Origin of the sequence: Streptomyces sp. Je 1-332 (genome assembly GCF_040730185.1) — a bacterium.
GTDB lineage: Bacteria > Actinomycetota > Actinomycetes > Streptomycetales > Streptomycetaceae > Streptomyces.
In genome coordinates this window covers 3914805-3938208 of record NZ_CP160402.1, presented here as the reverse complement: position 1 = coordinate 3938208, position 23404 = coordinate 3914805, and the positions used below count along the sequence as shown (strand labels likewise).

The window sequence follows — 23404 nt, the reverse complement described above, 5'->3', positions numbered from 1 at the left end:
TGGGGCCCATCAACCTCGTGCCCGGTGAGGCACTGGCGGAGGATACGAGATTCGAACTCGTGAGGGGTTGCCCCCAACACGCTTTCCAAGCGTGCGCCCTAGGCCACTAGGCGAATCCTCCGCCGCAAACAATACAAGACGTTGAGGAGTGCTCGCGAACCAGATCGGCCTCCGGTCCGAAGATCGCTCCCGAGGTCGTTCCGGGGCGCGGTCCGGGCGGGGGTGGGCGTCGCTTCCGGGGCGGGGGATCGGCTAAGGTGGGGCTCAGCCCCTCACGTGGCGCTATCTGACTGAACTCCCCCAGGGCCGGAAGGCAGCAAGGGTAGGTTGGCTCTGGCGGGTGCGTGGGGGGCGCTTTGCGTTCGCGGTATGTGTTGTCAGTGGGCGCCATTAACCTCGTATGTGTGTCGTCTCTCGCGTTGTACCGCCGCTATCGCCCGGAGTCGTTCGCCGAGGTCATCGGGCAGGAGCATGTAACCGACCCGCTGCAGCAGGCGCTGCGCAACAACCGGGTCAATCACGCCTACCTGTTCAGTGGTCCGCGCGGCTGCGGCAAGACGACGAGCGCGCGCATCCTGGCCCGCTGTCTCAACTGTGAGCAAGGTCCCACTCCGACACCCTGCGGCGAGTGCCAGTCCTGCCAGGACCTGGCGAGGAACGGCCCGGGTTCGATCGACGTCATCGAGATCGACGCCGCTTCGCACGGCGGTGTGGACGACGCCCGTGACCTGCGCGAGAAGGCCTTCTTCGGCCCGGCGAGCAGTCGGTACAAGATCTACATCATCGACGAGGCCCACATGGTCACCTCGGCGGGCTTCAACGCCCTGCTGAAGGTGGTCGAGGAGCCGCCGGAGCACCTCAAGTTCATCTTCGCGACGACGGAGCCCGAGAAGGTCATCGGGACGATCCGGTCGCGTACGCACCACTATCCGTTCAGGCTCGTGCCGCCCGGGACGCTTCGGGAGTACTTGGCGGAGGTGTGCGGCCGGGAGCAGATGGCCGTCGAGGAGGGCGTGTTCCCGCTCGTCGTGCGGGCCGGTGCCGGGTCCGTGCGTGACTCGATGTCCGTCATGGACCAGCTGCTCGCGTCCGCGGCGGACGACGGTGTGACGTATGCCATGGCGACGTCCCTTCTCGGTTACACGGACGGGTCGTTGCTCGACTCGGTGGTGGAGGCCTTCGCGTCGGGGGACGGGGCCGCCGCCTTCGAGATCGTCGACCGCGTCATCGAGGGCGGCAACGACCCCCGGCGCTTCGTCGCCGACCTCCTTGAGCGGCTGCGGGACCTGGTGATCCTCGCCGCGGTTCCGGACGCGGCGGAGAAGGGGCTCATCGACGCTCCCTCGGACGTCGTGGAGCGGATGCAGGCACAGGCGGGCGTCTTCGGCGGCGCGGAGCTCAGTCGCGCGGCCGACCTCGTGAACGAAGGCCTCACCGAGATGCGGGGGGCGACCTCGCCCCGGCTGCAGCTGGAACTGATCTGCGCGCGGGTGCTGCTTCCGGCCGCGTACGACGACGAGCGCTCGCTCATGGCCCGCCTCGACCGGCTGGAGCGTGGCGGCAACTTCATGGCGGGGCCGCAGGTGGGGGGCGGGTCCGGGCCTGGGCCTGGGGCCGGCCCTGGTCCCGCGATGGCGTACGTTCCGGGGCCTGACGCCCATGCGGGGCCCGCTGATCCGCAGGGTTCGCCGGTGGCGCCGGGGGGCGGGGCCGCGGCGGCTCGGGCTGCTGTGCGGGGTGGTGGGGGGACGGGTGCCGGCTCTCCGGGGGCCGGATCTCCCGGTGCCGCTTCTTCGGGGGCTGGTGATTCGGCTCCTGCGGCTTCGGCCGCTTCCGTTCCCTCGGCGCCTGAAGCCGCGGCTCCGGCTGTTGCGCCGCCGGTGCAGGCTCCGGGTCCGGAGGCGGGGGTGTCGCCTGCCGTGCCTTCCGGTGAGCGTCGCCCTGGTGGGTGGCCCACGGCTTCGGCGCCGGGCAGCGGTCCGAAGCAGGGCGAGCCCGCTGTCTCAGCTCCCGCTCCTTCGGGCGCCCCGCGTCCGGGGGGCTGGCCCACGGCCGCCGCGGGGGCGGGGGGCGGTGCGTCGGCTCCGCAGCAGTCGGCTCCGGCGGGGCCTGCTGCGGCGGCTCCTGGTCCTGCCCCTGCTTCGGCTCCCGTTCCGGCGGCGGGCGCGGTGGGCGGGCCCGATCCCCGCTCCCTGTGGCCGAACATCCTTGAGGCGGTGAAGGGCCGCCGCCGCTTCACCTGGATCCTGCTGAGCCAGAACGCCCAGGTCGCGGGCTTCGACGGGACGACACTGCAGATCGGCTTCGTGAACGCGGGGGCGCGGGACAACTTCGCCAGCAGCGGCAGTGAGGATGTGCTGCGGCAGGCGTTGTCCGAGCAGTTCGGGGTGCAGTGGAAGGTCGAGGCGATCGTCGACCCCTCGGGGGGCTCGGCGCCGCCGCCCGCCGCGGGGAACTTCGGGGGTGGCGCGCCGCAGCCGCCCTCGCGACCGGCTCCGCCCCAGCAGTCGCCCCCGCCCGCGTCTCCCGCCGCGAGCCGGGCGCCGGCCGCGCCCGCCTCGGCCCCGGCTCCCGCGCCCGCTCCCGCTGCGGCCCCGGCCCCGGAGCGGCGGGTCCCGGATCATGTCTCCCCGGAGGACGACACCTGGGCGGACGACGACCCCGACCTGGTGGAGTCGGCCCTGTCCGGCCACGACCTCATCGTCCGGGAACTGGGCGCCACGATCGTTGAGGAATTCAACAACGAACCCTGAGGGGTCCTGGCAGGGGCCTGAGCGGAGGGCCACTGGACGGCTGCGGGGTGCGCGGCTTGTGTTCTGGCCTGTACCGCCCGCTTCGCGGCGGGTGTTTCCCGCCCGCCCCGCCCGTTTCCCGGCGGTGCGCCCCTGACGTGGGGGGCGTTTTGCCTGCCGGGTTTGGCGGCTTCAGGTTTGTCCCGCCCGCTTCGCGGCGGGTGTTTCCCGCCCGCCCACCCGTTTTCCGGCGGTGCACCCCTCACGTAGGGGCGTCTGCGTTCGCCCCGTCGCGGGGGCGTGTGCCGCTGCGAACCGGCGGGTGCTTACCGGTCCTGCGGTCAGGGCAGTGCCACGGGGTGATCGGGTGGGTGGGCGGGAAAGATTCGCCGCGCAGCGGCGGCCTTGTCCGCGACCACAGCGACCCCAGAACCCCCCGCCCCCGGCGAGAACGCGAGCTGCGGAGAGGGATGGAAGCCGCCCCGAGCTGGAGGAACGTACAAGACGAGGCGCCCCCGCAGCTGGGGTTCCCGTACGAAGGCACGGGCCCGTGGCAGCTAGGCTGGCGTCCGTGAAGGTCCTCGTCATCGGCAGTGGTGCCCGCGAACACGCCCTGTGCCGCTCTCTGTCCCTCGACCCCGACGTCTCCGCCCTGTACTGCGCCCCCGGCAACGCCGGCATCGCGGACGTGGCCGAGCTGCACCCGGTCGACGCCCTCGACGGCAGCGCGGTGTCCGCCCTCGCCACCACCCTCGGCGCCGAGCTGGTGATCGTGGGCCCGGAGGCGCCCCTGGTCGCCGGAGTCGCCGACGCCGTGCGCGAAGCCGGCATCCCCTGCTTCGGCCCCTCCGAGGAGGCCGCCCAGCTGGAGGGTTCCAAGGCCTTCGCCAAGGACGTGATGGCCGGAGCCGGCGTGCCGACCGCCCGGTCCTACGTCTGCACGACCCCGGACGAGGTCGACGAGGCCCTCGACGCCTTCGGGGCGCCCTACGTCGTCAAGGACGACGGGCTCGCCGCCGGCAAGGGCGTCGTCGTGACCGACGACGTCGAGGCCGCCCGCGCGCACGCCCTCGCCTGCGACCGCGTCGTCATCGAGGAGTTCCTCGACGGCCCCGAGGTCTCCCTCTTCGCCATCACGGACGGCGTCACCGTCGTCCCGCTCCAGCCCGCGCAGGACTTCAAGCGCGCGCTCGACGGGGACGAAGGGCCGAACACCGGCGGCATGGGCGCGTACTCGCCGCTTCCCTGGGCCGACCCGAAGCTGGTCGACGAGGTCATGCAGAGCGTGCTCCAGCCGACCGTCGACGAGCTGCGGCGGCGCGGCACCCCGTTCTCGGGGCTGCTGTACGCGGGCCTGGCGATCACCAGCCGCGGCGTACGCGTCATCGAGTTCAACGCACGCTTCGGCGACCCCGAGACGCAGGTCGTCCTCGCCCGCCTGAAGACCCCCCTGGCCGGAGTCCTGCTCGCTGCGGCGAACGGCACCCTCGTCGACCTGCCCCCGCTGCGCTGGAGCGACGACGCCGCGGTCACCGTGGTCATCGCCTCGCACAACTATCCGGAGACCCCGCGCACCGGTGACCCCATCGAGGGCCTCGCGGATGTGGCGGCACAGGATGCCCCGGACGCGTACGTCCTGCACGCGGGGACGAAGCGCGACGGCGACGCGGTGGTCAGCGCGGGCGGCCGTGTGCTCTCGGTGACGGCGACCGGCGCGGACCTGGCCGCGGCGCGCGAGCGTGCGTACGCGGCCCTTTCCCGCATCCGCCTCGACGGCTCCCAGCACCGCACGGACATCGCGGCGAAGGCGGCGTCGGAGGCCTGACCTCGGGACGCGGGGGCCCGATCTCCGAAGGCGGAGGCCCGGCCTCGGAAGGCGGGAGCAAGGGCGGCTGAGCGCCGCCCGCGAACGCCCCGCAAGCCCCACCGGACTCACAGGCCCCACAGGCCCCGGATCTGACATGGATCCGGGGCCTTCTCGTCACCCACCTTTACCCAAAGCCATTCCATCGAGTGACCGCTGGCCCATCCGGCTGACGATGCCCGGCACCCCAACTAGGGTGCGGCGCAAGCGGTTCAGGTGCCCAGAGCCAAACAGACCACCGGCATTGCGATGTCAGTGGCGGGTGCCACAGTGGGGGAGTGAGCAAATCCATCGGCGGCTGCCGTCCGCCCGTCGTCCCGGCCCCCGGCCGGGCAGCAGGCGGCGCAGGCAGCAGGGGGTGACATCGGTCGTGTCAGGTACGGGTGTGGAGGTGGGCGTGCAGTCCGCACGTTCCCAGGCGCTCGCCGTGCTGCGCATCCGCAGCAGGGCGCTGGCCGTCGCACTGCTGCCCGCGGCCGTCGCCGTCGTGCTGATCGCGGGCGGGGTCACGGGCCATATGACCGGCGGGAGTTGGGACGTCGCGCGCGGCGTCGTGACGGCCGTCGCCGCCCTCGTCCTGCTCGCCGCCGCGGGCATCGCACTCGTCGTCGCGCGCTCCAGGCCCGCCGTCAGCCCGACCGTCCCGATCGCCGAGGGTTCGGCCCCCGATCTGTATCGCCTGGTGCGGGACCTCGCCGACCGCCTCGACGTGCCCGCGCCGTCGGCGATAGCGCTCACCCCTGACTGCGACAGCTGGCTCGAGGACCGCACGCACCCCGCGCACGGGCCGCCCGCGGAGACGGCGTCCCCGGCCCCGACAGAGACCAATGGCGTACGGGACAGTCGTCCCGCCCCGCGCCGCCAGGCACCCGTGGCTCCGGTGCTCGTCATCGGTTCGCCGTTCCTGTGGTGGATGCGGGTCGGCGAGCTGCGCGCGGTGCTCGCCCCCGTCGTGGCAGGCACGGGACCCTCGGCGCACCCGGACATAGCCGCGGCGCGTCGTTTCATCCGCGCTCTCGATGCCGCGGTCGCGGTCACTTCCGCACCGGGGCGCGGTCCGTTCGTGCGTGCGGTCCTCGGCGGCGCCGGCTGGGTGGCGCGGCTCCTCCTGCGCAGCTGCCGCGGGCATGCGGGCGAGATGGAGCGCGGGGTCGCGGCCGCCGCCGCCGAGCGCGCCCAGGCGGTGGACTACGGCGTGCGGATCGTCGCCCAGGAGCAGGTGGGCCTGGCGTATGCCGGGTGGGACCGTCTCCTGACCAAGGTCGCGCTGCCCGCCTGGCGGATGGGCCGCTGGCCCTCGCGCCTCGACGCGGGCGTCGTCTCCGCCCTCACCGAGCTCTCCCGTAGGGACCGCCTGGCCGAGGGCTTCACGTCCCGCCTGGGTGAGCGCCCCGCGTGTGACCTTCTGGAGGAGCCGGGTTCGGTGGACGAGGCGGCCTCGCTGCTCGCCGCCCGCCTCTTCCACGGTGGGCCCGCCGAGCAGAGCCCGGACTGGGCGCCGGTGGCGTGGCAGGAGTATCCGGACGAGGTCGTGGACCGCAAGTGGCGCATGGACGCGGCCCGCCTCCACCGCGTCCTGGACTCCCTGGGCATCAGCCACTCCACCGACGCGACGGCCCCCGCCTCCAAGGGCCCGACGCTGGGCCGCGTCCTGGACCACCTGACGGCGGAGGGCTCCGCCCGTGCGGGGGCGCCCGACGCGTCCCACACCCCGGGCAGCGCTGCGGCCCGCACCCCGGCCGGCGCTCAGGCCCACACCCCCGACAGCGAAGTACCGGGGCGCGGACATGGATCCGCGTACGGCGAAGGGGCGGTGCTGCCAGGCGAGGCACCCGTGCGCGGCGAGGTACCCGTGCCCGGCGAGGCATCCGTGCGCGGCGAGGCACCCGTGCCCGGCGAGGTACCCGTGCCCGGCGAGGTACCCGTGCCCGAGGCAGCCGTGCCAGGCGAGGCACCCGTGCGCGGCGAGGCACCCGTGCCCGAGGAGGCAGCCGCGTACGGCGACTCACCCGCGTACAGCGAAGAGCCCACGCACGCCACCGCCGCCACCACCGCCGCCACCAACGCCTCCGACAACCCCGTCAGCCCAGCTCCCCCCGGCGACACCGCTACCGGCGCCCCCAGCGACCCCGCCACCGACCCCTTCGACGCCGACAGCTCCGAGGACTCCGAGGACTCCGAGGACTCCGAGGACTCCGAGGACTCCGACGGGCCCGGCGGTCGCCTGGCCGCAGGCCTCTCCGCGGAGCTCGCTCGCGAGGAAGCCGCCGCCCCGCCCCGCCCCGCGCCCACGGGACAGGGCCCGGACGACGCGCTCTGGGACGACGGAATGCTGCCGCTCTTCCCGCTCCAACCGCCGCGTACGGGACGGGAGTTGCTGGCCGACCACGTCACGGCGCTGGTCTGCTGCGCGGCCGTGGACACAGCGGGCGCCGCACCCGGTCTCGACTGGCTGGACGGTCCGTCCCTCCTGGTCGACGGCGAGCGCGCGGCGGATCTCACGCCGCACGTCCTGAGCCTCGTGGAGGACGGCGACCCCATCCCCCTGCGCGGCTGGCTGGCCCGCTGGGGCGTCCGCCCGGAGAAGCCGGTCCGGCTGGTCTGAGCCCCGGCTGGTCTGAGGTCCGACCCGGAACACTCCCTTCCGTTCTCGTCGATTAGCGACGAACGGTGACGGAGTGCGTGCGTAATGTGATGTGCTGGGATCGACCGCCGGTCCGGACCTGCCAGCAGCACCGCACGGGGGGACGCACCGCACAGCAACTCGCACCACGCGGCAACTGGCACCGCACCGCACAGCACTTGGCCGCAGAACAACTCGCACCGCACAACAACTCGCACCGCACAGCGCAGAGCAATCTCGGGGGAGCAGCGAGGGAGGGGTACACACATGGGGTCGGAGCAGATCCGCAGGTGGGAATCGGGCGCCTTGGCGCACGCCGTGACCGACCCCTTCGGCCAGGGCCCCCTGCCCTGGCTCCGAGGTGCCGAGCACTACTTCGACGACACGGGCCAGGTCGTCCCCTGGTACATCGACCACGCCCCGTCCCCCGGCGCGCAGGACATCCCCGCGCCCCGCCACCGCACCCGTACGAACGGCCCGCGTACCGCCGACGACGTGCACGGTCAGATCAAGGGCTTCGCCTCCACCGGCGCCGCGGCCCCGGGCGGGGCGATCGACTTCCACGTCACGGTGGACCCGCCCCAGCAGTTCTTCGTCGACATCTACCGCATCGGGCACTACGGCGGGGACGGCGCCTCGAAGATCACGACGAGTCCGCGCCTCTCGGGCATCGTCCAGCCGCCCCCGCTCGCCGCCGACCGCACGGTCTCCTGCCATCACTGGTGGCTCTCCTGGCGTCTGCAGATCCCGAGTTACTGGAGCGTCGGCGCGTACGTGGCGGTCCTCACCACGGTCGACGGATACCGCTCGCACGTGCCGTTCACGGTCCGCGACGACCACCGCGCCGATCTGCTCCTGCTCCTGCCGGACATCACCTGGCAGGCGTACAACCTCTACCCCGAGGACGGCCGCACGGGCGCGAGTCTCTACCACGCGTGGGACGAGAAGGGCCGACTCCTCGGCGAGAGCGAGGCCGCACACACGGTCTCCTTCGACCGTCCGTACGCGGGCGCGGGCCTGCCCCTGCACGTCGGCCACGCCTACGACTTCATCCGCTGGGCCGAGCGGTACGGCTACGACCTCGCGTACGCCGACACCCGCGACCTGCACGCGGGCCGCATCGATCCGACCCGCTACCGAGGCCTGGTCTTCCCGGGCCACGACGAGTACTGGTCGGCGAACATGCGCCGCACCACGGAGAAGGCCCGCGAGCACGGCACGTCCCTGGTCTTCCTCTCCGCCAACACCATGTACTGGCAGGTGGAGTTGGGCCCTTCCCCGTCCGGTGTCGAGGACCGCCTGCTGACCTGCCGCAAGCGCCACGGCCCCGGCAGGCCGGCCCTGTGGCGGGAGCAGGACAAGGCCGAGCAGCAACTCCTCGGCATCCAGTACGCGGGCCGGGTCCCCGAGCCCGCCCCCCTCGTCGTGCGCAACGCCGACCACTGGCTGTGGGAGGCGACCGGGGCGCACGAAGGGGACGAGATCGAGGGCCTGGTCGCGGGCGAGGCCGACCGCTACTTCCCGCGCACCGCGCTCCCGGAGCACCAGCACCGCATCCTGCTCGCCCACTCTCCGTACGAGGACTCCGAGGGCGTCACGCGCCATCAGGAGTCGTCGCTCTACCGCGCCCCCTCCGGCGCCCTGGTCTTCGCGTCGGGCACCTTCGCCTGGTCCCCGGCGCTCGACCGCCCCGGCCATGTGGACACCCGCGTCCAGCGCGCCACGGCCAACCTCCTGGACCGCATCTGCAAACGCGACTGAGCGCGCCCGACGTCCCGCCGGGCGGCCCCCTGACCGCCCACCGGCATCCCCCTGGCCGGGAGCCGCCTCCCCATGCGGGAGAATCAGCAGCACTCAGTCATAACCACGGGGAGGAACCGTGTCCGGATTCGTAGAAAAGCCCGAGCCGCTTCAGGTGCCGGGCCTGGTGCACATGCACACGGGCAAGGTGCGCGACCTGTACCGCAACGAGGCGGGCGACCTCGTGATGGTCGCGAGCGACCGCATGTCCGCCTACGACTGGGTGCTGCCCACGGAGATCCCTGACAAGGGCAGGGTTCTCACGCAGCTCTCCCTGTGGTGGTTCGACCAGCTCGCCGATCTCGTCCCGAACCACGTCATCTCCACCGACGTCCCGCCCGGCGCCCCCGCCGACTGGGAGGGGCGCACCACGGTCTGCAAGTCCCTGGCGATGGTCCCGGTCGAGTGCGTGGCCCGCGGCTATCTCACGGGCTCGGGCCTGGTCGAGTACAACGACACGCGCACCGTCTGCGGCCTCGCGCTGCCCGAAGGCCTGAGCGACGGCTCGGAGCTGCCCGCCCCGATCTTCACGCCCGCCACGAAAGCGGAGGTCGGCGAGCACGACGAGAACGTGAGTTACGAGGAAGTGGCCCGCCAGGTGGGCGCGGAGACCGCGGCCCAGCTCCGCCAGTCGACCCTCGCTGTCTACGGCCGCGCCCGTGACATCGCCCGCGACCGCGGCGTGATCCTCGCCGACACGAAGTTCGAGTTCGGCTTCGAGGGAGAGACGCTGGTCATCGCCGACGAGGTGCTGACCCCGGACTCGTCCCGCTTCTGGCCCGCGGACAGCTGGCAGCCGGGCCGCGCCCAGCCGTCGTTCGACAAGCAGTTCGTCCGCGACTGGCTGACCTCGCCGGCCTCCGGCTGGGACCGCAAGAGCGAGCGGCCGCCACCCCCGCTCCCGCAGGACGTGGTGGACGCCACGCGCGCCAAGTACATCGAGGCGTACGAGCGGCTGACGGGCATGGCCTGGTAGCCGTACACCGGCCCTACCCCGCGGAAGCGGAACACGAAGAAACCCCCGGCGCCGAGAGGCACCGGGGGTTCTTCTTGTGGAGCGGACGACCAGGTTCGAACTGGCGACCTCAACCTTGGCAAGGTTGCGCTCTACCAACTGAGCTACGTCCGCGCTGCGCCGAAGCGCGATGCCAACTATACCCAACCTCGCTCGCGTGCGAGACGCACCGCGGCATGACGGTTCTCCGCACCGATCTTGGTGGCGGCAGAGGAGAGGTAGTTGCGGACCGTCCCCTGCGACAGCGCGGCCCGTTCGGCGATCTCCGCGACGGGCGCCCCGTCAGCGGCGAGTTCGAGCACCTCGGCCTCGCGGACGGTCAGCGGCGAGTCCCCGGCGGAGATCGCGTCGGCGGCCAACTCCGGGTCCACATAACGGTTACCTGCGTGAACGGTCCGGATGATCTCGGCGAGGCGCTGCGCGCTCACGGTCTTGGGCACGAAGCCCCGTACGCCCACCGCGAGTGCCCGCTTGAGATGGCCCGGTCTGCCATGACTCGTCACGATCATCGTGCGGCAGTGCGGCAGTTCGTCCCGCAGCGATGTGGCCACGCTCACACCGTCGGCGCCCGGCATCTCCAGATCGAGCACGGCCACATCGGGCCGGTGCGCCCGCGCCATGGCTAGCGCCTCGGGACCTGTGGCGGCCTCGGCGACCACGACGAGGTCGTCCTCGAGCGCGAGGAGCGCGGCGAGGGCGCCGCGGATGAGGTGCTCGTCATCGGCGAGCAGCACACGCAGACTCATCGCGTGACCCTTTCGACTTCCTGATGGTGGGGCTGCCGGAGGCTGTCGTCCTGTGGGTGTCCGTCCTGTTGCCGGGCCGACGGCACCTCGGCGGTGAGGCGGAAGTGGCCGTCGCCGGACGTGAAGTCCAGCGTCCCGCCCACCGCGGCGAGCCGCTCACGCAGCCCTTCGAGACCGGAGCCCTTCCTGCCCTCCGGCGCGGTCTCGGGCACCCCGTCGTTTTCGACGACCAGCGACGTACGGTCGTCGGTGATCACCAGAGTGATGTCGCACCGCTGCGCGTCCCCGTGCCGCAGCACATTGGTGGTCGCCTCTCGTACGACCCAGCCGAGCGCGGATTGCACCGAGACCGGCAGCCCGGCGGACGACCCGGCCACGCGGCAGTCGATCCCCGCCGCTTCGAGGACACTCTGCGCACCGGCGAGTTCCACCGCGAGGTCCGCCTCCCGATACCCCCGGACCACTTCCCGCACCTCCCGCTGTGACTCCTGGGCTATCCGCTGCACCTCGACCATCTGGTCCACGGCCTCGGGCCGCCCCCGCTTGGCCAGCTGCACGGCCAGCTCGCTCTTCAGCGCGATGACGGCGAGGTTGCGCCCCATCACGTCGTGCAGGTCACGCCCGAACCGCAGCCGCTCCTCGGCGACCGCGAGCCGCGCCTCGACCTCGCGGGCCCGGTCGGCCTCCCACATCACGGAGAGCGTCCAGGCGCCGCAGCGCGAGGAGAGCAGGGCGACCAGCGTGCCGAAGGCGATCACCAGGGCCGTGGCCACGAGCTGACCGTCGCGGACACCGACCGCGGCGGACCCGGCCACTATCAGGGCGTCGATCACGGCGAACCGGATGAAGAACGTACGGATCGGCACCGCGAAGGCCAGCGACTGTCCGTAGGGCATCACCGCGAACATCGTGGCGAGGACGAGCGTCGCCTCCTTGACCCCGTCCAGGGCCTGCAGGGCGAGCACCAGGCCCAGCGTCACGACCAGCAGCCCGAGCGATACGGCGAGATCGCGGCGCGGTGGCTCCGCGCGCCCCAGGAAGTGGTCGAGGGAGCGGCGCACCGTGCGGTTGACGTGCACGCACTGCAGGAGGGCCACTCCCGTCAGCGCGCAGCCGAGGATCACCGGGAGGGACTCGTGCCGCACGCTCACACCCAGCGGCACCGACATCCAGCTGAAGAAGAAGAGCCAGGGCATGGCGTGCCACATGGCCACGCTCTGGAACTCGACCTTCTCGATCTTCCCGAGGTCACGCCACTCCCGCTTCCACCCCCGCACCCGGACCACCACGTCCTACCCCTTCCTCAGCGCCGCGGCTCCCAGCGGAACCACCGTCGTACAGCAAACACCGAGACCACGGTCCAGGCCACAGCGGTGAGGAGCGCGCCCAGGGTGTCGGAGGCGGAGAGTTCCCCGGTCCAGCCGCCGCGCACCAGCGTGATCACCGGGGTCATCGGCAGCAGTTCGCAGAACGAGGCGAGCTTGTCCGGCATGACTTCGAGGGGCAGGACGAGACCGGAACCGAGCATCGACACGAACATCAGAGGCATGCTCATGACCTGCGCGGACTCCGTCGACCTGCTGAAGCTGCCGGTGACCGCGCCGAAGGCGGTGAACATCACGAGCCCCAACAGCAGGCCGATCACGGCGAGATGGAGTGCGCTCGGCGCTCCGAGGTCGAGCAGCGCCGCACAGCCGACCGCGAGGAGCACGCACTGCGTCAGGCCGATGGCGACCGAGGGCAGCGCCGCACCGGCAAGGATCTCCGGGTCCCGCAGCTCACCGGTGCGCAGCCGCTTCAGTACGAGCTCCTCGCGCCGGGCGACGAAGACGGCCGTCAGCGCCGTGTAGACGGCGAAGAGCAGCGAGAACCCGACGGCGCCGGGCAGCACGATGGTCCCGACCGAGAGCCCGGTCCCCTTGAGGTCCATGCCCTTGGCGGCCTGCTGCGCGCTGAACGGCAACACCAGCGGCACGAAGAGCGCCGCGAACAGCGTCCCCTTGGCGCGCCCGAGCAACGTCAGCTCGGCCTGCGCGAGCGCCCACATCCGCCCCGCGGGGGTCGTCGTCGCTGTGGGGGTCATCGTCGTCGTACTCATGCCACGGTCTCCTTCTGCGTCACAGCGGCCGCACCTTCCGCATCCCGTGCGATCCGCAGGAACGCCTCCTCCAGCGAAGCCGCCCGTACGTCGAGCCTGCCGAGCTCGACGTTCGCGTCCCGCGCCCACAGCAGCAGCCCCGTGGCCGCCCGCTGCAACTCGTGCGTGCGCAGCCGGACCCGGCCGTCGACGATCTCGTGCTCGCTCACCCCGAGCTCGCCGAGCGGCGGCAGATCCCCGACGAAGTACCCGGCGGGCAGTTCGAAGGAGACGTGCGAGGGCTGCTCGGCCACCACGTCGGCGACCCGGCCGGCGGCGGCGATCTGTCCCTCGTGGAGGATCGCGAGCCGTTCCGCGAGGTTCTCGGCCTCTTCGAGGTAGTGCGTGGTGAGCAGCACGGTCGTGCCGCCGTCGCGCAGGGCCCGCACCAACTCCCAGGTCTCGCGGCGCCCTTCGGCGTCGAGCCCGGTCGTCGGCTCGTCGAGGAAGAGCACCTCGGGCCGCCCGATGAGGGCCGTGGCCAGGTCGAGCCGCCGCTTCTCACCGCCGGAGAGCATCTTCACGCGGACGCCGGCCCGCTTGCCGAGGCCCACCATGTCCAGGGCCTCCGCGGCGGGACGGGCGCCGCTGGTGCACGCCCCCCACATCCGTATGGTCTCGGCGACGGTCAGTTCGGAAGGGAAGCCGCCTTCCTGGAGCATCACACCGATCCGGTGGCGCACGGCGCCGCGCTCGGCGTACGGATCGTGTCCGAGCACCCGCACCCGCCCCCCGGCGGGTGGGGCGAGCCCTTCGAGGAGTTCGACGGTGGAGGTCTTGCCCGCGCCGTTCGTCCCGAGCAGCGCGAAGAGCTCACCCCGTCCGACGGAGAACGAGACTCCCCGGACCGCCTCGAAACCTCCCCCGTACACGCGCCGCAGATCGGTCACGTCGATCACTTGGTCAGTCATGACTAGAGCGTCCCCCGGCCGCGAGCGCCGGAGCAGTGCGCGCTGTCACCGGCTCACATGACAAATGTCAGAAGGGGGCCTGGGCCGGGAGCAAGGGGGCCTGGACAGGGAACGAAGAAGGCCCCGGTCGCGATGACCGGGGCCTTCTTCTCTGGAGCGAACGACGAGGTTCGAACTCGCGACCTCAACCTTGGCAAGGTTGCGCTCTACCAACTGAGCTACGTTCGCATTGCCTCCGACCAGCTCTCACTGATCGGCGCGAGCACCAGCCTACCGCACTCGAAAGAGTGCCTGATCGGCGATGCAGAGCGGGTGACAGGAATTGCACACTGCGCCTTCCCCCTGGAAGGGGGATGTTCTACTACTGAACTACACCCGCAAGACTCCGTGAGGTTCGGGCCTTTCGGCCTTGCCCCTCGGCGTGCTCCAGACTTTAGCCGACCGGCGGGGGTGCAGGTCAAGTCGGTTGCCGAGGGGCCCTCCTGGCCAGGCGTCGGCCCAGGTCAGTTGGCCGCCTCGAAGGCCTCGTAGACCTTCTTCGGGATGCGGCCGCGCGGCGGCACGTCCATCTGGTGCGAGCGGGCCCAGGCGCGGACGGCCGCGGGGTTCGCCGCCACCGTCGTGTGCTTGAAGGCCTTGCCGGACTTCGACTGCTTGCGGGCCGCGTCCAGGTACGGGGCGAGTGCCTTGCGCAGTTTCTTGGCATTGGTTTGGTTGAGGTCGATCTCGTACGACTTGCCGTCAAGACCGAAGGCGATCGTCTCCGCCGCATCCCCGCCGTCGATGTCGTCAGAGAGAGTGACTACGACACGCTGCGCCACGAATATCGGTCCCTTCGTGCGGCTCTACCGCGTTGACGTGCGGTGATGCCGACTGTCCGGCTGTTATGGGCACTGTTATGTGCAAAGGATCGGCTAATGCCTTTTCCTTTGTACAGTGCCTGGCATTGCATTGTGAAGCCCGACTAAATCCGCCCGCGTGTCCGGACGCAATGGCGCTGCGTGATCTTTTCCGGGATTTTTCGCGAAGGTGCCCTGTTCGATACGCGAGTAGCAGCAGGAACGTGACCGTCCTCACGTAGGTTTCTACGAATCTACGCGAGTAGAATTTTTGTACGGGTAGTCTGAAGGGACCGCTCAGCCAGCACCACACACCGGGAGTGCCAGTGGCACGCGTCGTAGTCGACGTCATGCTCAAGCCGGAGATCCTCGACCCCCAGGGCCAGGCGGTGCAGCGTGCACTGCCGCGGCTCGGATTCAAGGGGATCGCCGACGTACGTCAGGGAAAGCGCTTCGAACTCGAGGTGGACGGGCCCGTCGATGACGCCGCCCTCGCCCGTATCCACGAGATGGCGGAAACCTTCCTCGCCAACACCGTGATCGAGGACTTCTTCGTAAAGGTGGAGGAAGAGAAGTGACTGCTCGAATCGGAGTCGTCACTTTCCCCGGAACGCTCGACGACCGCGACACCCAGCGCGCCGTCCGCGTCGCCGGCGCCGAAGCAGTGCCGCTCTGGCACCGGGACAAGGACCTGAAGCAGGTCGACGCCGTGGTGCTCCCCGGCGGATTCTCGTACGGCGACTATCTCCGGGCCGGGGCCATTTCACGGTTTTCGCCCGTCATGGAGTCGGTCATCGCGCAGGCGAAGGCGGGGATGCCGGTTCTCGGCATCTGCAACGGCTTCCAGGTGCTCACCGAGTCGCACCTGCTGCCGGGCGCGATGCTGAGGAACAACCACCTGCACTTCATCTGCCGCGAGCAGAAGCTGCGCGTGGAGTCGGACCGGACCGCATGGACCGCCGACTACACGGCCGGCCAGGAGATCCGGATCCCGCTCAAGAACATCGACGGCCAGTACACGGCCGACGAGCGGACCCTGGACATGCTGGAGGCCGAGGGCCGCGTCGCCTTCCGGTACCTCGACGGCAATCCGAACGGCTCGCTCCGTGACATCGCCGGCATCACGAACGAGGCGGGCAACGTCGTCGGCCTCATGCCGCACCCCGAGCACGCCGTGGAGCCGCTGGTCGGGACCGGCCGCACCGACGGCCTCGGATTCTTCACCTCGATCCTGAAGAAGCTGGTCAACGCATGACTCTGGACACCGTCAAGCACGCAGCCGAGACTCCCGACGTCAAGCTGCCCTGGGCCGAACTGGGCCTGAAGGAAGACGAGCACGCGCGCGTACGCGAGATCCTGGGCCGCCGTCCCACCGGCGCCGAGCTCGCCATGTACTCCGTCATGTGGTCCGAGCACTGCTCGTACAAGAGCAGCAAGGTCCACCTGCGCCAGTTCGGCGAGAAGGCCCCGGAGAACGACGCGATGCTCGTCGGCATCGGCGAGAACGCCGGTGTCGTCGACGTCGGCAACGGCTACGCGGTCACCTTCAAGGTCGAGTCGCACAACCACCCCTCGTACGTCGAGCCCTACCAGGGCGCGGCCACCGGTGTCGGCGGCATCGTCCGCGACATCATCGCGATGGGCGCGCGCCCGGTCGCGGTCGTGGACCCGCTGCGGATGGGCGCCGCCGACCACCCCGACACGAAGCGTGTCCTGCCGGGTGTCGTCGCGGGCATCGGCGGCTACGGCAACTGCCTGGGCCTGCCGAACATCGGCGGCGAGCTGGTCTTCGACGCCTGCTACCAGGGCAACCCGCTGGTCAACGCCGGTGCCATCGGCGTCATGCGGCACGAGGACATCCACCTCGCGAAGGCCTCCGGCCCCGGCAACAAGGTCATCCTCTACGGGGCCCGCACCGGCGGCGACGGCATTGGCGGTGCCTCGATCCTGGCCTCCGAGACCTTCGACGACACGAAGCCGTCGAAGCGTCCCGCCGTGCAGGTCGGTGACCCCTTCCAGGAGAAGCTCCTCATCGAGTGCACCCTGGAGGCCTTCGCCGAGAAGCTCGTCGTCGGCATCCAGGACCTGGGCGCCGCCGGACTCTCCTGCGCGACCTCGGAGTTGGCGTCCAACGGCTCCGGCGGCATGCGCGTCGAGCTCGACGACGTACCCCTGCGCGACTCCACGCTCACTCCCGAGGAGATCCTCATGAGTGAGTCGCAGGAGCGCATGTGCGCGGTCGTCGAGCCCGAGAAGGTCGAGCGCTTCCTCGCGATCTGCGAGAAGTGGGACGTCATCGCCACCGTCGTCGGTGAAGTGACGGACGGCGACCGCCTGGAGATCTTCTGGCACGGCGAGAAGATCGTCGACCTCGACCCGCGCACCGTCGCCCACGACGGCCCGGTCTACGAGCGCCCCTACGCACGGCCGAAGTGGCAGGACGCCCTCCAGGCCGACGACGCCAACAAGCTCGCCCGCCCGGCGAGTTCGAAGGAACTGCGCGAGCAGGTCCTCGCGGTCGTCGCGTCGCCGAACCAGGCGTCCAAGGCGTGGGTGACGGATCAGTACGACCGTTTCGTGCAGGGCAACACGGTGCTCGCGCAGCCCGAGGACTCCGGCATGGTCCGCATCGACGAGGAGTCCGGCCTCGGTGTCGCCCTCGCCAACGACGGCAACGGCCGCTACTCGAAGCTCGACCCGTACGCCGGCGCGCAGCTCGCCCTGTCGGAGGCGTACCGCAACGTCGCCGCGACCGGCGCCAAGCCGCTCGCCGTCTCGGACTGCCTGAACTTCGGTTCGCCCGAGGACCCGGACGTCATGTGGCAGTTCGCCGAGACCACCCGTGGTCTCGCCGACGCCTGCCAGATCCTGGGCACCCCGGTGACCGGCGGCAACGTCTCGCTCTACAACCAGACCGGTGAGGCGGCGATCCACCCGACGCCCGTCGTCTCCGTCCTCGGAGTGATCGACGACGTGGCGCGCCGCACGCCGATCGCGTTCGCCGAAGAGGGCCAGCTGCTCTACCTGCTCGGTGACACCACCGAGGAGTTCGGCGGCTCGGCCTGGTCGCAGGTCGTTCACGACCACCTCGGCGGGCTTCCCCCGAAGGTCGACCTGGAGCGCGAGCGGCTGCTGGCCGACATCCTCATCTCGGGCTCGCGCGACGGCATGATCGACGCCGCGCACGACCTCTCCGACGGTGGCCTCGCGCAGGCCGTCGCCGAGTCCTGCCTCCGTGGCGGGAAGGGCGCGCGCCTGATCGTCCCGGACGGCCTGGACGCGTTCACCCTGCTGTTCAGCGAGTCGGCGGGGCGGGCGGTCGTCTCCGTCCCCCGCTCCGAGGAGCTGCGCTTCACCGACATGTGCGGGGCGCGGGGCCTGCCCGCGACACGCATCGGTGTGGTCGACGGCGACGCGGTGGAACTCCAGGGCGAGTTCACGCTTCCGCTGACCGAGATCCGCGAGGCGCACGAGGGGACCCTTCCGGGGCTCTTCGCCTGAGATTCTCCTGCCGCCGCCCCCGTTCGGATCCGTTGATCCGGGCGGGGGCTTCGTCGTGTCCGCGCTCACCTCTTGCAGATATTACGTAATTACGTAATGATGTTCCCATGGAGCTGGAAGAGCGCGTCGCCGAGCTCGAGCGGCGGATGGACGTACTGGAGAGCGCGGGGAGCCCCGCGCCCGCGGTCGACGGAGGTGACTTCTGGGCCCTGGAGGCGCTGAAGGCGCGACTGCCCGAAGCCCAACTCCCGGACGGCGCCGTCGTGTTCACCGGAGCGGTGCGGGTGCCGACGGGCGAGCGGTACGAGTGGCAGTACGGCCACACCACCGAGCAGCTGCTCGGCGACGACTGGTCCGAGGCCGCCGAGTCCTTCGCCGCGCTCGGGAGCCCCGTCCGGCTCCGGCTGCTGCGGGAGATCCTCGGCGGCCGCCGCACCGCCGCCGAACTGGCCGCGCTCGACGACATCGGCACCACCGGCCAGATCTACCACCACCTGCGCCAACTGACCGGCGCGGGCTGGCTGCACACGACGGGGCGTGGCCGTCACGAAGTGCCCGCGGGGCGCGTGGTCCCGCTGCTCGTGGTGCTGTCCGCCTCGCGGCCCTGAACCGGCCACTGGGAAATCAAGCACCGGGAAATCAAGCACCGGGAAATCAAGCACCGGGAAATCAACCACTGGGGGAACGATCATGTCTGTACGTCAGCGCAAGTTCGCGGTGCTGCTTCAGCGGCTGCTGTTGCTCATCGTCCTCGTCCACGTGATCACCGGGTTCTTCGTGGACCGGCCCTACCCGTCCTGGCTGGGCCTCGTCCCGGTCGGTGGCTTCGTCGCCCTCAGCATCGTGCTCGGCCAGGCCGCCCGCCGTGACAGGAGCCGGAGGGAGCCCCCGGCCCCCCTGGAGATCGCCCCGCCCGTCACCGGCCGCTGGTCCGCGGTGAACAGCCCCGCGGACAAGGTGCCGAGCCACGGCACCCACGGCCTCGGGCAGACCTACGCCATCGACATCGTGGCCGAGCCGCAGGACGGGGCCCGCCCCGCCTTCGCCTGGCTCTGGCCCATCGCGCGGGGCAACAAGGCCTTCCCCGCGTTCGGGGCGCCGCTCCTCGCGGTCGCCGACGCGACCGTCGTCCACGCGGAGGACGCTCAGCGCGACCACCTCAGCCGCAACTCCCTGCTCGCGTATGTCTACTTGGTCGTGGCCGAGGGCTTGGGCAGGACCCTCGGCGGCGCCCGCCGCGTAGTCGGCAACCACATCACGCTCGACCTCGGTGAAGGCACGTACGCCGTGTACGCGCACGTCCAGCAGGGATCGCTCGCCGTCCGCACCGGGGACAAGGTGCGGGCCGGGCAGGTCATGGCCCGCTGTGGGAACTCCGGGAACTCCACCGAACCGCATGTGCACTTCCAGCTGATGGACGGCCCTGATCTGGACACCGCGCGGGGCGTGCCGTTCCGCTGGCGGGGGATCGGGGTGCCCGCGAACGGCGAGACGTTCACGGTGCGGGAAGAGGCCGCCCCGGTACCGTGACCTGCATGACTGAGGAGCTGGGGCTGCGCGCGCGCAAGAAGAAGCAGACCGCGTCGCGCATCTGGCAGGCGGCCGTGGACCTCTGCTCCGAGCGGGGCTTCGACCACGTCTCCGTGGCGGAGATCGCCGAGGCCGCCGAGGTGTCGAAGATGACCGTCTTCAACTACTTCGGCACCAAAGAAGGCGCGATCGTCGGCCCGATGGAGGAGCACGTCGGTGATCCGGCCCGCGCGGTGCGCGAACGGCAGCCCGGCGAGTCCGCGGTCGTCGCGATGCGCGGCCAGTTCCTGGAGCAGATCGCCGGGCGCGACCCGTCGATCGGCCTCAGCGGCGACCCGCGCGCCCTCAGGCTGCGCCAGCTCATCAGCGAGACGCCGACCCTCACGCTCCGCGTGGTCAGCTTCCACATGCGCAGCATCCAGCTGCTCGCGGACGCGCTCGCCGAGGAGACGGACGACGCGCTCCTCGCCCGCGTCGCCGCCGCCCAGCTGATCGGCGCCCGTAACGCGCTCATCGTGGAGAACCACCGGCGGACCCTCGTCGGTGACCCGCTCGACGAGATCGCCGAAGACTGCGCCGCGTCCGCCGAGCGCGTCTTCGGCCAGGTGGAAACGGGTCTCCAGGGGTATCCCGAGAAGAATCTCCAGGGGTATCCCGGGAAGAATTAGGCTCGGCCCATGCCACCGGCCAAGAAGCGCACGCGCACCTACGACCCCGTCAAGATCCGCACCGCCGTGCTCGCCCAGTTCGGGAACGTACGGGAAGCGGTCGTCGCCCTGGAGCCCGAGCAGCTGGCCCTGCCGACCAGGCTCGGCAGCTGGACCGTCCGCGAGCTGGTCGCGCACCTCACGACGGCGCTCGGCGGCGCCACCCGCTTCCTCGCCATGCCGGAGCCCCCGGCCCGTGAAGTGGCCCTGCTCGACTGGGCGTTCGGCACCGCGTCGGCCGCGACGCAGGTCGACGAGGCCTCGCGGGCCCTCGCCGCGCAGGAGGACCTGGGCGAGCTGTACGCGCGTACGCTCACCGGCTTCGAGGACGCGCTGCCCGATGTCACGGCGGGGCGGCTCATGCCGACCCGGTTCGGGGCGATGAGCCTCGACGACTTCCTGGTCACCCGTACCGTCGAACTCATCGTCCATACCGACGACCTGAACGACGCCGTGCCGGGCCTCGACGTCCCGTACGACCGCCAGGCCCTGGCCGCCTGCACCCGGCTGCTCGCCGACGCTCTCGCGGTGGAGGCCCCCGGCGGCGCCGTCGAGGTCAGGATTCCGCCGTTCGCCGTGGTCCAGTGCGTGGCAGGCCCTCGGCACACCCGCGGCACCCCGCCGAACGTCGTCGAGACCGACCCGCTCACCTGGATCCGCCTCGCGACCGGGCGCACGGACTGGAAGACGGCCCTCGACGCGGCGAAGGTCGGGGCGAGCGGGGAGCGGGCCGACCTCTCGGAGCTGCTGCCGGTCATGAGCTGATCCGCCGGTCATGAGTTGATCCGCCGTTCGGGTGCCGAGGGGGACGTTCGGGTGCCGAGGGGAACCAGAACCCCCACTTGTCCCGTCACAGCGGCATGCAGACGCAACGACTGACTCCGACCGTCATGGCCCTGGCCGCCGCGGGCATGCTCACCGCGTGCGGCACCGAGACCGGCTCAGGCAGCGGGTCCGTCGGGTCTCAACCGCGGCTCACCGGCGTCCACTGGAGCGTCGAGAGCGTCACGGTGAACGGCAAGAAGCAGCAGGCCCCGGGCGATGCCTACGTCAAGATCGGCAAGGGCAAGGCCGAGGGCAACTACGGCTGCAACGGCTTCACCGCGGACGTGTCGGCCGACGGCGACACCGTCGACTTCGCCAACGCCATCTCCACCAAGCGGGCCTGCGAGAAGCAGGACTTCGAGAACGCCTTCAAGCGCGCCCTCGGCAACGGCGAGCTGAAGGCCGCGGTGGACGGCGACAGGATGACGCTCACCACCGACAAGGGAGACCGCGTGGCCCTCACCTCGGAGCCGGACCTCCCGCTCACCGGCACCAAGTGGGACGTGAACGCCGTCGGCGACGGCAGGACCACGGCGTCCCTGCCGAAGGAGGTGGCAGGCAAGGCCCATCTGACCTTCGGCAAGGACGGCATGGTCCGCGGCAAGCTCGGCTGCAACAACGTCTCGGCCAAGGCCGAGGTCAGCGGCGACAGCATCACCCTGGGTGCTCCGCGGACCACCCGGATGATGTGCGAGGGAGCCGCGGCGGAGACCGAGAAGAAGCTCCTGAAGCTCTTCGACGGCAAGGTGACCTACAAGCTCACCCACCAGGGGCTCTCGCTCACCACCGACGACGGCACGGTCGTCAGCGCGAATGCCGACCTGAAGCAGACGAAGGAGCGGTAGCTCCGGCGCGGCGGGTGCGGGACTTCAGCAGGAACGCGCCGCCGAAGGCGAGCATCAGGCCGCCGCCGATCGAGTAGGCGAGCGTGGTGTCCGAGTCGCCACCGGTCTCGGCGAGTTCGGTGGAGTCGCCTTCGGGGCGCGCGTCGTTGGGGGCGGCCGCGGGCCGTTCCTGTACGGGCTGTTCCCGCACGGGCTCGGCGGCTTTCGCGGGCGCCGCGACCCCGTCCAGGCTCACCCGGACAGTCGCCGTGTCGGCCCCCGCCTGCACGACCTCGACCTCGACCTTCCTGGCCTCGTCCGTCAGCTTCGCGCCCGCCTTGAGCGCGTCCGCGTCGGCCGGGGCGTCGTCGCCGGTGCCCTGGTCGGCGTCCGGGGTCGGGTCGATGAGCGCCGACTTCGTGTAGTCCCCGTCGGGCACCCGGTAGGCGTGCACTCCCTGGAGCCCGCCGTCGACGGTGCCGGACTCGTGCCGCAGCTCCACGACCAGGCGGTCGTCGCCCAGCGGAATGTCGAGCGCGCGTACCCCGCCGCCGCTCCCGTACAGCGGTCGCAGGTCGTACGTGCCGGACTTGCCGACCTTCGCGAGCTCCCCGCCCGTCAGCCACTTGTTGTGCAGGAGCTCGGGCGAGGTGAGCCCGGCCTCCCAACCGCCGCCGCCCATCGGGGTCTTGTGACTGGTGCCGTCCTCCTCGCAGCCCGCGCCGAGGTCGCCGTCGGGGCAGCGCAGGCGCATGTGGTGGCTGTAGCCGAAGTTGTGGCCGAACTCGTGCACCAGGGCCGTCATCGACATCTTGCCGTCGGCGCCGATCGGCATCCAGGTGGTGCCACCGCCGACGGTTCCGAGGGCGAGCCAGTCGCAGCCCGCCTTCTCGGAGGGGAAGACGAGGGACAGGTGGTCGTAGCTCTCCTCGGGTACGCCCTTCGCGGCGAGCGCCTTCCGCGTCAGGTCGTTGATCTTGCCGGTGTCGCAGCCGGTGGCCGCGAGGTCGATGTCGACGGGCCCGCTGACACCGTCGCCCTCGGCTGCCTTGAAGGTGGTCGCGCCGCCGGTGACCTCGTTGTAGTACGAGGTGAGGGAGCCTTCGGAGCCGAAGTAGTTGTCCTTCAGGGCGGTCTGAAGCTTGCCCGCGTCCGGGATCCGGCTGTCCGTGAAGTTGACCATGGCGACCTGTACGCGCCGCTCCGGCTCGTCGGCGGCGGGCGCGGGCGCGGCGGCGGCAGCGGTCAGGACGGCGGCCACGGCGGCCGGTATGAGGCAGAGGCGCGGGGACGGTTTCATGGGGACCTTCCGAGTGGGGGAGCGCGCGGGCCGAAGATCAACTCGGGTGC

The 23404-nt window shown here is 71.2% G+C and carries 19 protein-coding genes, 4 tRNA genes and 1 other RNA gene; 14 read left to right on the top strand and 10 right to left on the bottom strand.

Annotated features, from left to right (window positions below):
• Positions 1–33: 33 nt before the first annotated feature.
• Positions 34–121, bottom strand: a tRNA-Ser gene (locus ABXJ52_RS17740).
• A gap of 142 nt (positions 122–263) precedes the next feature.
• Here ABXJ52_RS17740 and ffs point away from each other — a divergent pair.
• From ffs to ABXJ52_RS17710, 6 genes are all read left to right on the top strand, one after another.
• Positions 264–362: signal recognition particle sRNA small type (gene ffs, locus ABXJ52_RS17735), an RNA gene on the top strand.
• 42 nt (positions 363–404) lie between these two features.
• Positions 405–2753, top strand: coding sequence for a DNA polymerase III subunit gamma and tau (locus tag ABXJ52_RS17730; protein ID WP_367043575.1), 2349 nt, complete (start codon positions 405–407; stop codon positions 2751–2753).
• Positions 2754–3303: 550 nt separating this feature from the next.
• Positions 3304–4557, top strand: a complete 1254-nt coding sequence (purD, locus tag ABXJ52_RS17725; protein WP_367049104.1) for a phosphoribosylamine--glycine ligase — start codon at positions 3304–3306, stop codon at positions 4555–4557.
• Between the two features lie 409 nt (positions 4558–4966).
• Positions 4967–7201 carry a hypothetical protein gene (locus tag ABXJ52_RS17720; RefSeq protein WP_367043574.1) on the top strand — a complete coding sequence of 745 codons (2235 nt, stop codon included), beginning with the start codon at positions 4967–4969 and terminating at the stop codon, positions 7199–7201.
• Positions 7202–7486: 285 nt separating this feature from the next.
• A complete protein-coding gene (locus ABXJ52_RS17715; protein ID WP_367043573.1) occupies positions 7487–8980 on the top strand; it encodes a N,N-dimethylformamidase beta subunit family domain-containing protein in 1494 nt (497 codons plus the stop codon).
• 118 nt (positions 8981–9098) lie between these two features.
• On the top strand, positions 9099–9995 hold the full coding sequence (locus ABXJ52_RS17710) for a phosphoribosylaminoimidazolesuccinocarboxamide synthase (RefSeq protein WP_367043572.1): 897 nt from the start codon (positions 9099–9101) through the stop codon (positions 9993–9995).
• Positions 9996–10072: 77 nt separating this feature from the next.
• On the opposite strand, the gene ABXJ52_RS17705 is transcribed toward ABXJ52_RS17710, so the two are convergent.
• From ABXJ52_RS17705 to ABXJ52_RS17670, 8 genes are all read right to left on the bottom strand, one after another.
• A tRNA-Gly gene (locus tag ABXJ52_RS17705) sits at positions 10073–10148 on the bottom strand.
• A gap of 23 nt (positions 10149–10171) precedes the next feature.
• Positions 10172–10780 (bottom strand): response regulator transcription factor, encoded by a 609-nt coding sequence (locus ABXJ52_RS17700; protein WP_367043571.1) that lies wholly within the window; start codon positions 10778–10780, stop codon positions 10172–10174.
• The gene (locus ABXJ52_RS17695) at positions 10777–12069 is read right to left on the bottom strand and encodes a sensor histidine kinase (RefSeq protein ID WP_367043570.1); all 1293 of its coding nucleotides are present in this window, start codon (positions 12067–12069) and stop codon (positions 10777–10779) included. The genes ABXJ52_RS17700 and ABXJ52_RS17695 overlap by 4 nt, the downstream gene beginning before the upstream one ends.
• Before the next feature lie 14 nt (positions 12070–12083).
• Positions 12084–12878 carry an ABC transporter permease gene (locus ABXJ52_RS17690; RefSeq protein ID WP_367043569.1) on the bottom strand — a complete coding sequence of 265 codons (795 nt, stop codon included), beginning with the start codon at positions 12876–12878 and terminating at the stop codon, positions 12084–12086.
• A complete protein-coding gene (locus ABXJ52_RS17685) occupies positions 12875–13828 on the bottom strand; it encodes an ABC transporter ATP-binding protein (protein WP_367043568.1) in 954 nt (317 codons plus the stop codon). The genes ABXJ52_RS17690 and ABXJ52_RS17685 overlap by 4 nt, the downstream gene beginning before the upstream one ends.
• A 152-nt stretch (positions 13829–13980) precedes the next feature.
• Positions 13981–14056 (bottom strand) — tRNA-Gly (locus tag ABXJ52_RS17680).
• Positions 14057–14135: 79 nt separating this feature from the next.
• A tRNA-Gly gene (locus ABXJ52_RS17675) sits at positions 14136–14207 on the bottom strand.
• Positions 14208–14331: 124 nt separating this feature from the next.
• Entirely contained in the window at positions 14332–14649 is a 318-nt protein-coding gene (locus tag ABXJ52_RS17670; RefSeq protein WP_344522189.1) for an Lsr2 family protein, read from the bottom strand.
• 344 nt (positions 14650–14993) lie between these two features.
• On the opposite strand from ABXJ52_RS17670, the gene purS reads away from it, so the two are divergent.
• The 8 genes from purS to ABXJ52_RS17630 all read left to right on the top strand — a co-directional run bounded on the left by purS (position 14994) and on the right by ABXJ52_RS17630 (position 22075).
• On the top strand, positions 14994–15245 hold the full coding sequence (gene purS, locus ABXJ52_RS17665; protein WP_135332092.1) for a phosphoribosylformylglycinamidine synthase subunit PurS: 252 nt from the start codon (positions 14994–14996) through the stop codon (positions 15243–15245).
• Entirely contained in the window at positions 15242–15922 is a 681-nt protein-coding gene (purQ, locus tag ABXJ52_RS17660) for a phosphoribosylformylglycinamidine synthase subunit PurQ (RefSeq protein ID WP_367043567.1), read from the top strand. Before purS ends, purQ begins: the two co-directional genes overlap by 4 nt.
• Positions 15919–18168 carry a phosphoribosylformylglycinamidine synthase subunit PurL gene (purL, locus tag ABXJ52_RS17655; RefSeq protein WP_367043566.1) on the top strand — a complete coding sequence of 750 codons (2250 nt, stop codon included), beginning with the start codon at positions 15919–15921 and terminating at the stop codon, positions 18166–18168. The genes purQ and purL overlap by 4 nt, the downstream gene beginning before the upstream one ends.
• Positions 18169–18275: 107 nt before the next feature.
• On the top strand, positions 18276–18776 hold the full coding sequence (locus ABXJ52_RS17650) for a winged helix-turn-helix domain-containing protein (RefSeq protein WP_367043565.1): 501 nt from the start codon (positions 18276–18278) through the stop codon (positions 18774–18776).
• Positions 18777–18858: 82 nt separating this feature from the next.
• Positions 18859–19698 carry a M23 family metallopeptidase gene (locus ABXJ52_RS17645; protein WP_367043564.1) on the top strand — a complete coding sequence of 280 codons (840 nt, stop codon included), beginning with the start codon at positions 18859–18861 and terminating at the stop codon, positions 19696–19698.
• A gap of 5 nt (positions 19699–19703) precedes the next feature.
• Positions 19704–20366: a TetR/AcrR family transcriptional regulator gene (locus tag ABXJ52_RS17640; protein WP_367043563.1), complete on the top strand. Its 663-nt coding sequence runs from the start codon at positions 19704–19706 to the stop codon at positions 20364–20366.
• A gap of 9 nt (positions 20367–20375) precedes the next feature.
• Positions 20376–21170, top strand: a complete 795-nt coding sequence (locus tag ABXJ52_RS17635; RefSeq protein ID WP_367043562.1) for a sterol carrier family protein — start codon at positions 20376–20378, stop codon at positions 21168–21170.
• A 95-nt stretch (positions 21171–21265) separates the two neighbouring features.
• On the top strand, positions 21266–22075 hold the full coding sequence (locus tag ABXJ52_RS17630; RefSeq protein WP_367043561.1) for an META domain-containing protein: 810 nt from the start codon (positions 21266–21268) through the stop codon (positions 22073–22075).
• Here the strand turns inward: ABXJ52_RS17630 and ABXJ52_RS17625 are convergent.
• Complete coding sequence (locus tag ABXJ52_RS17625; RefSeq protein ID WP_367043560.1) at positions 22035–23354, bottom strand: LPXTG cell wall anchor domain-containing protein; 1320 nt, start codon at positions 23352–23354, stop codon at positions 22035–22037. The two genes, ABXJ52_RS17630 and ABXJ52_RS17625, sit on opposite strands and share 41 nt — an antisense overlap.
• Positions 23355–23404: the final 50 nt, after the last annotated feature.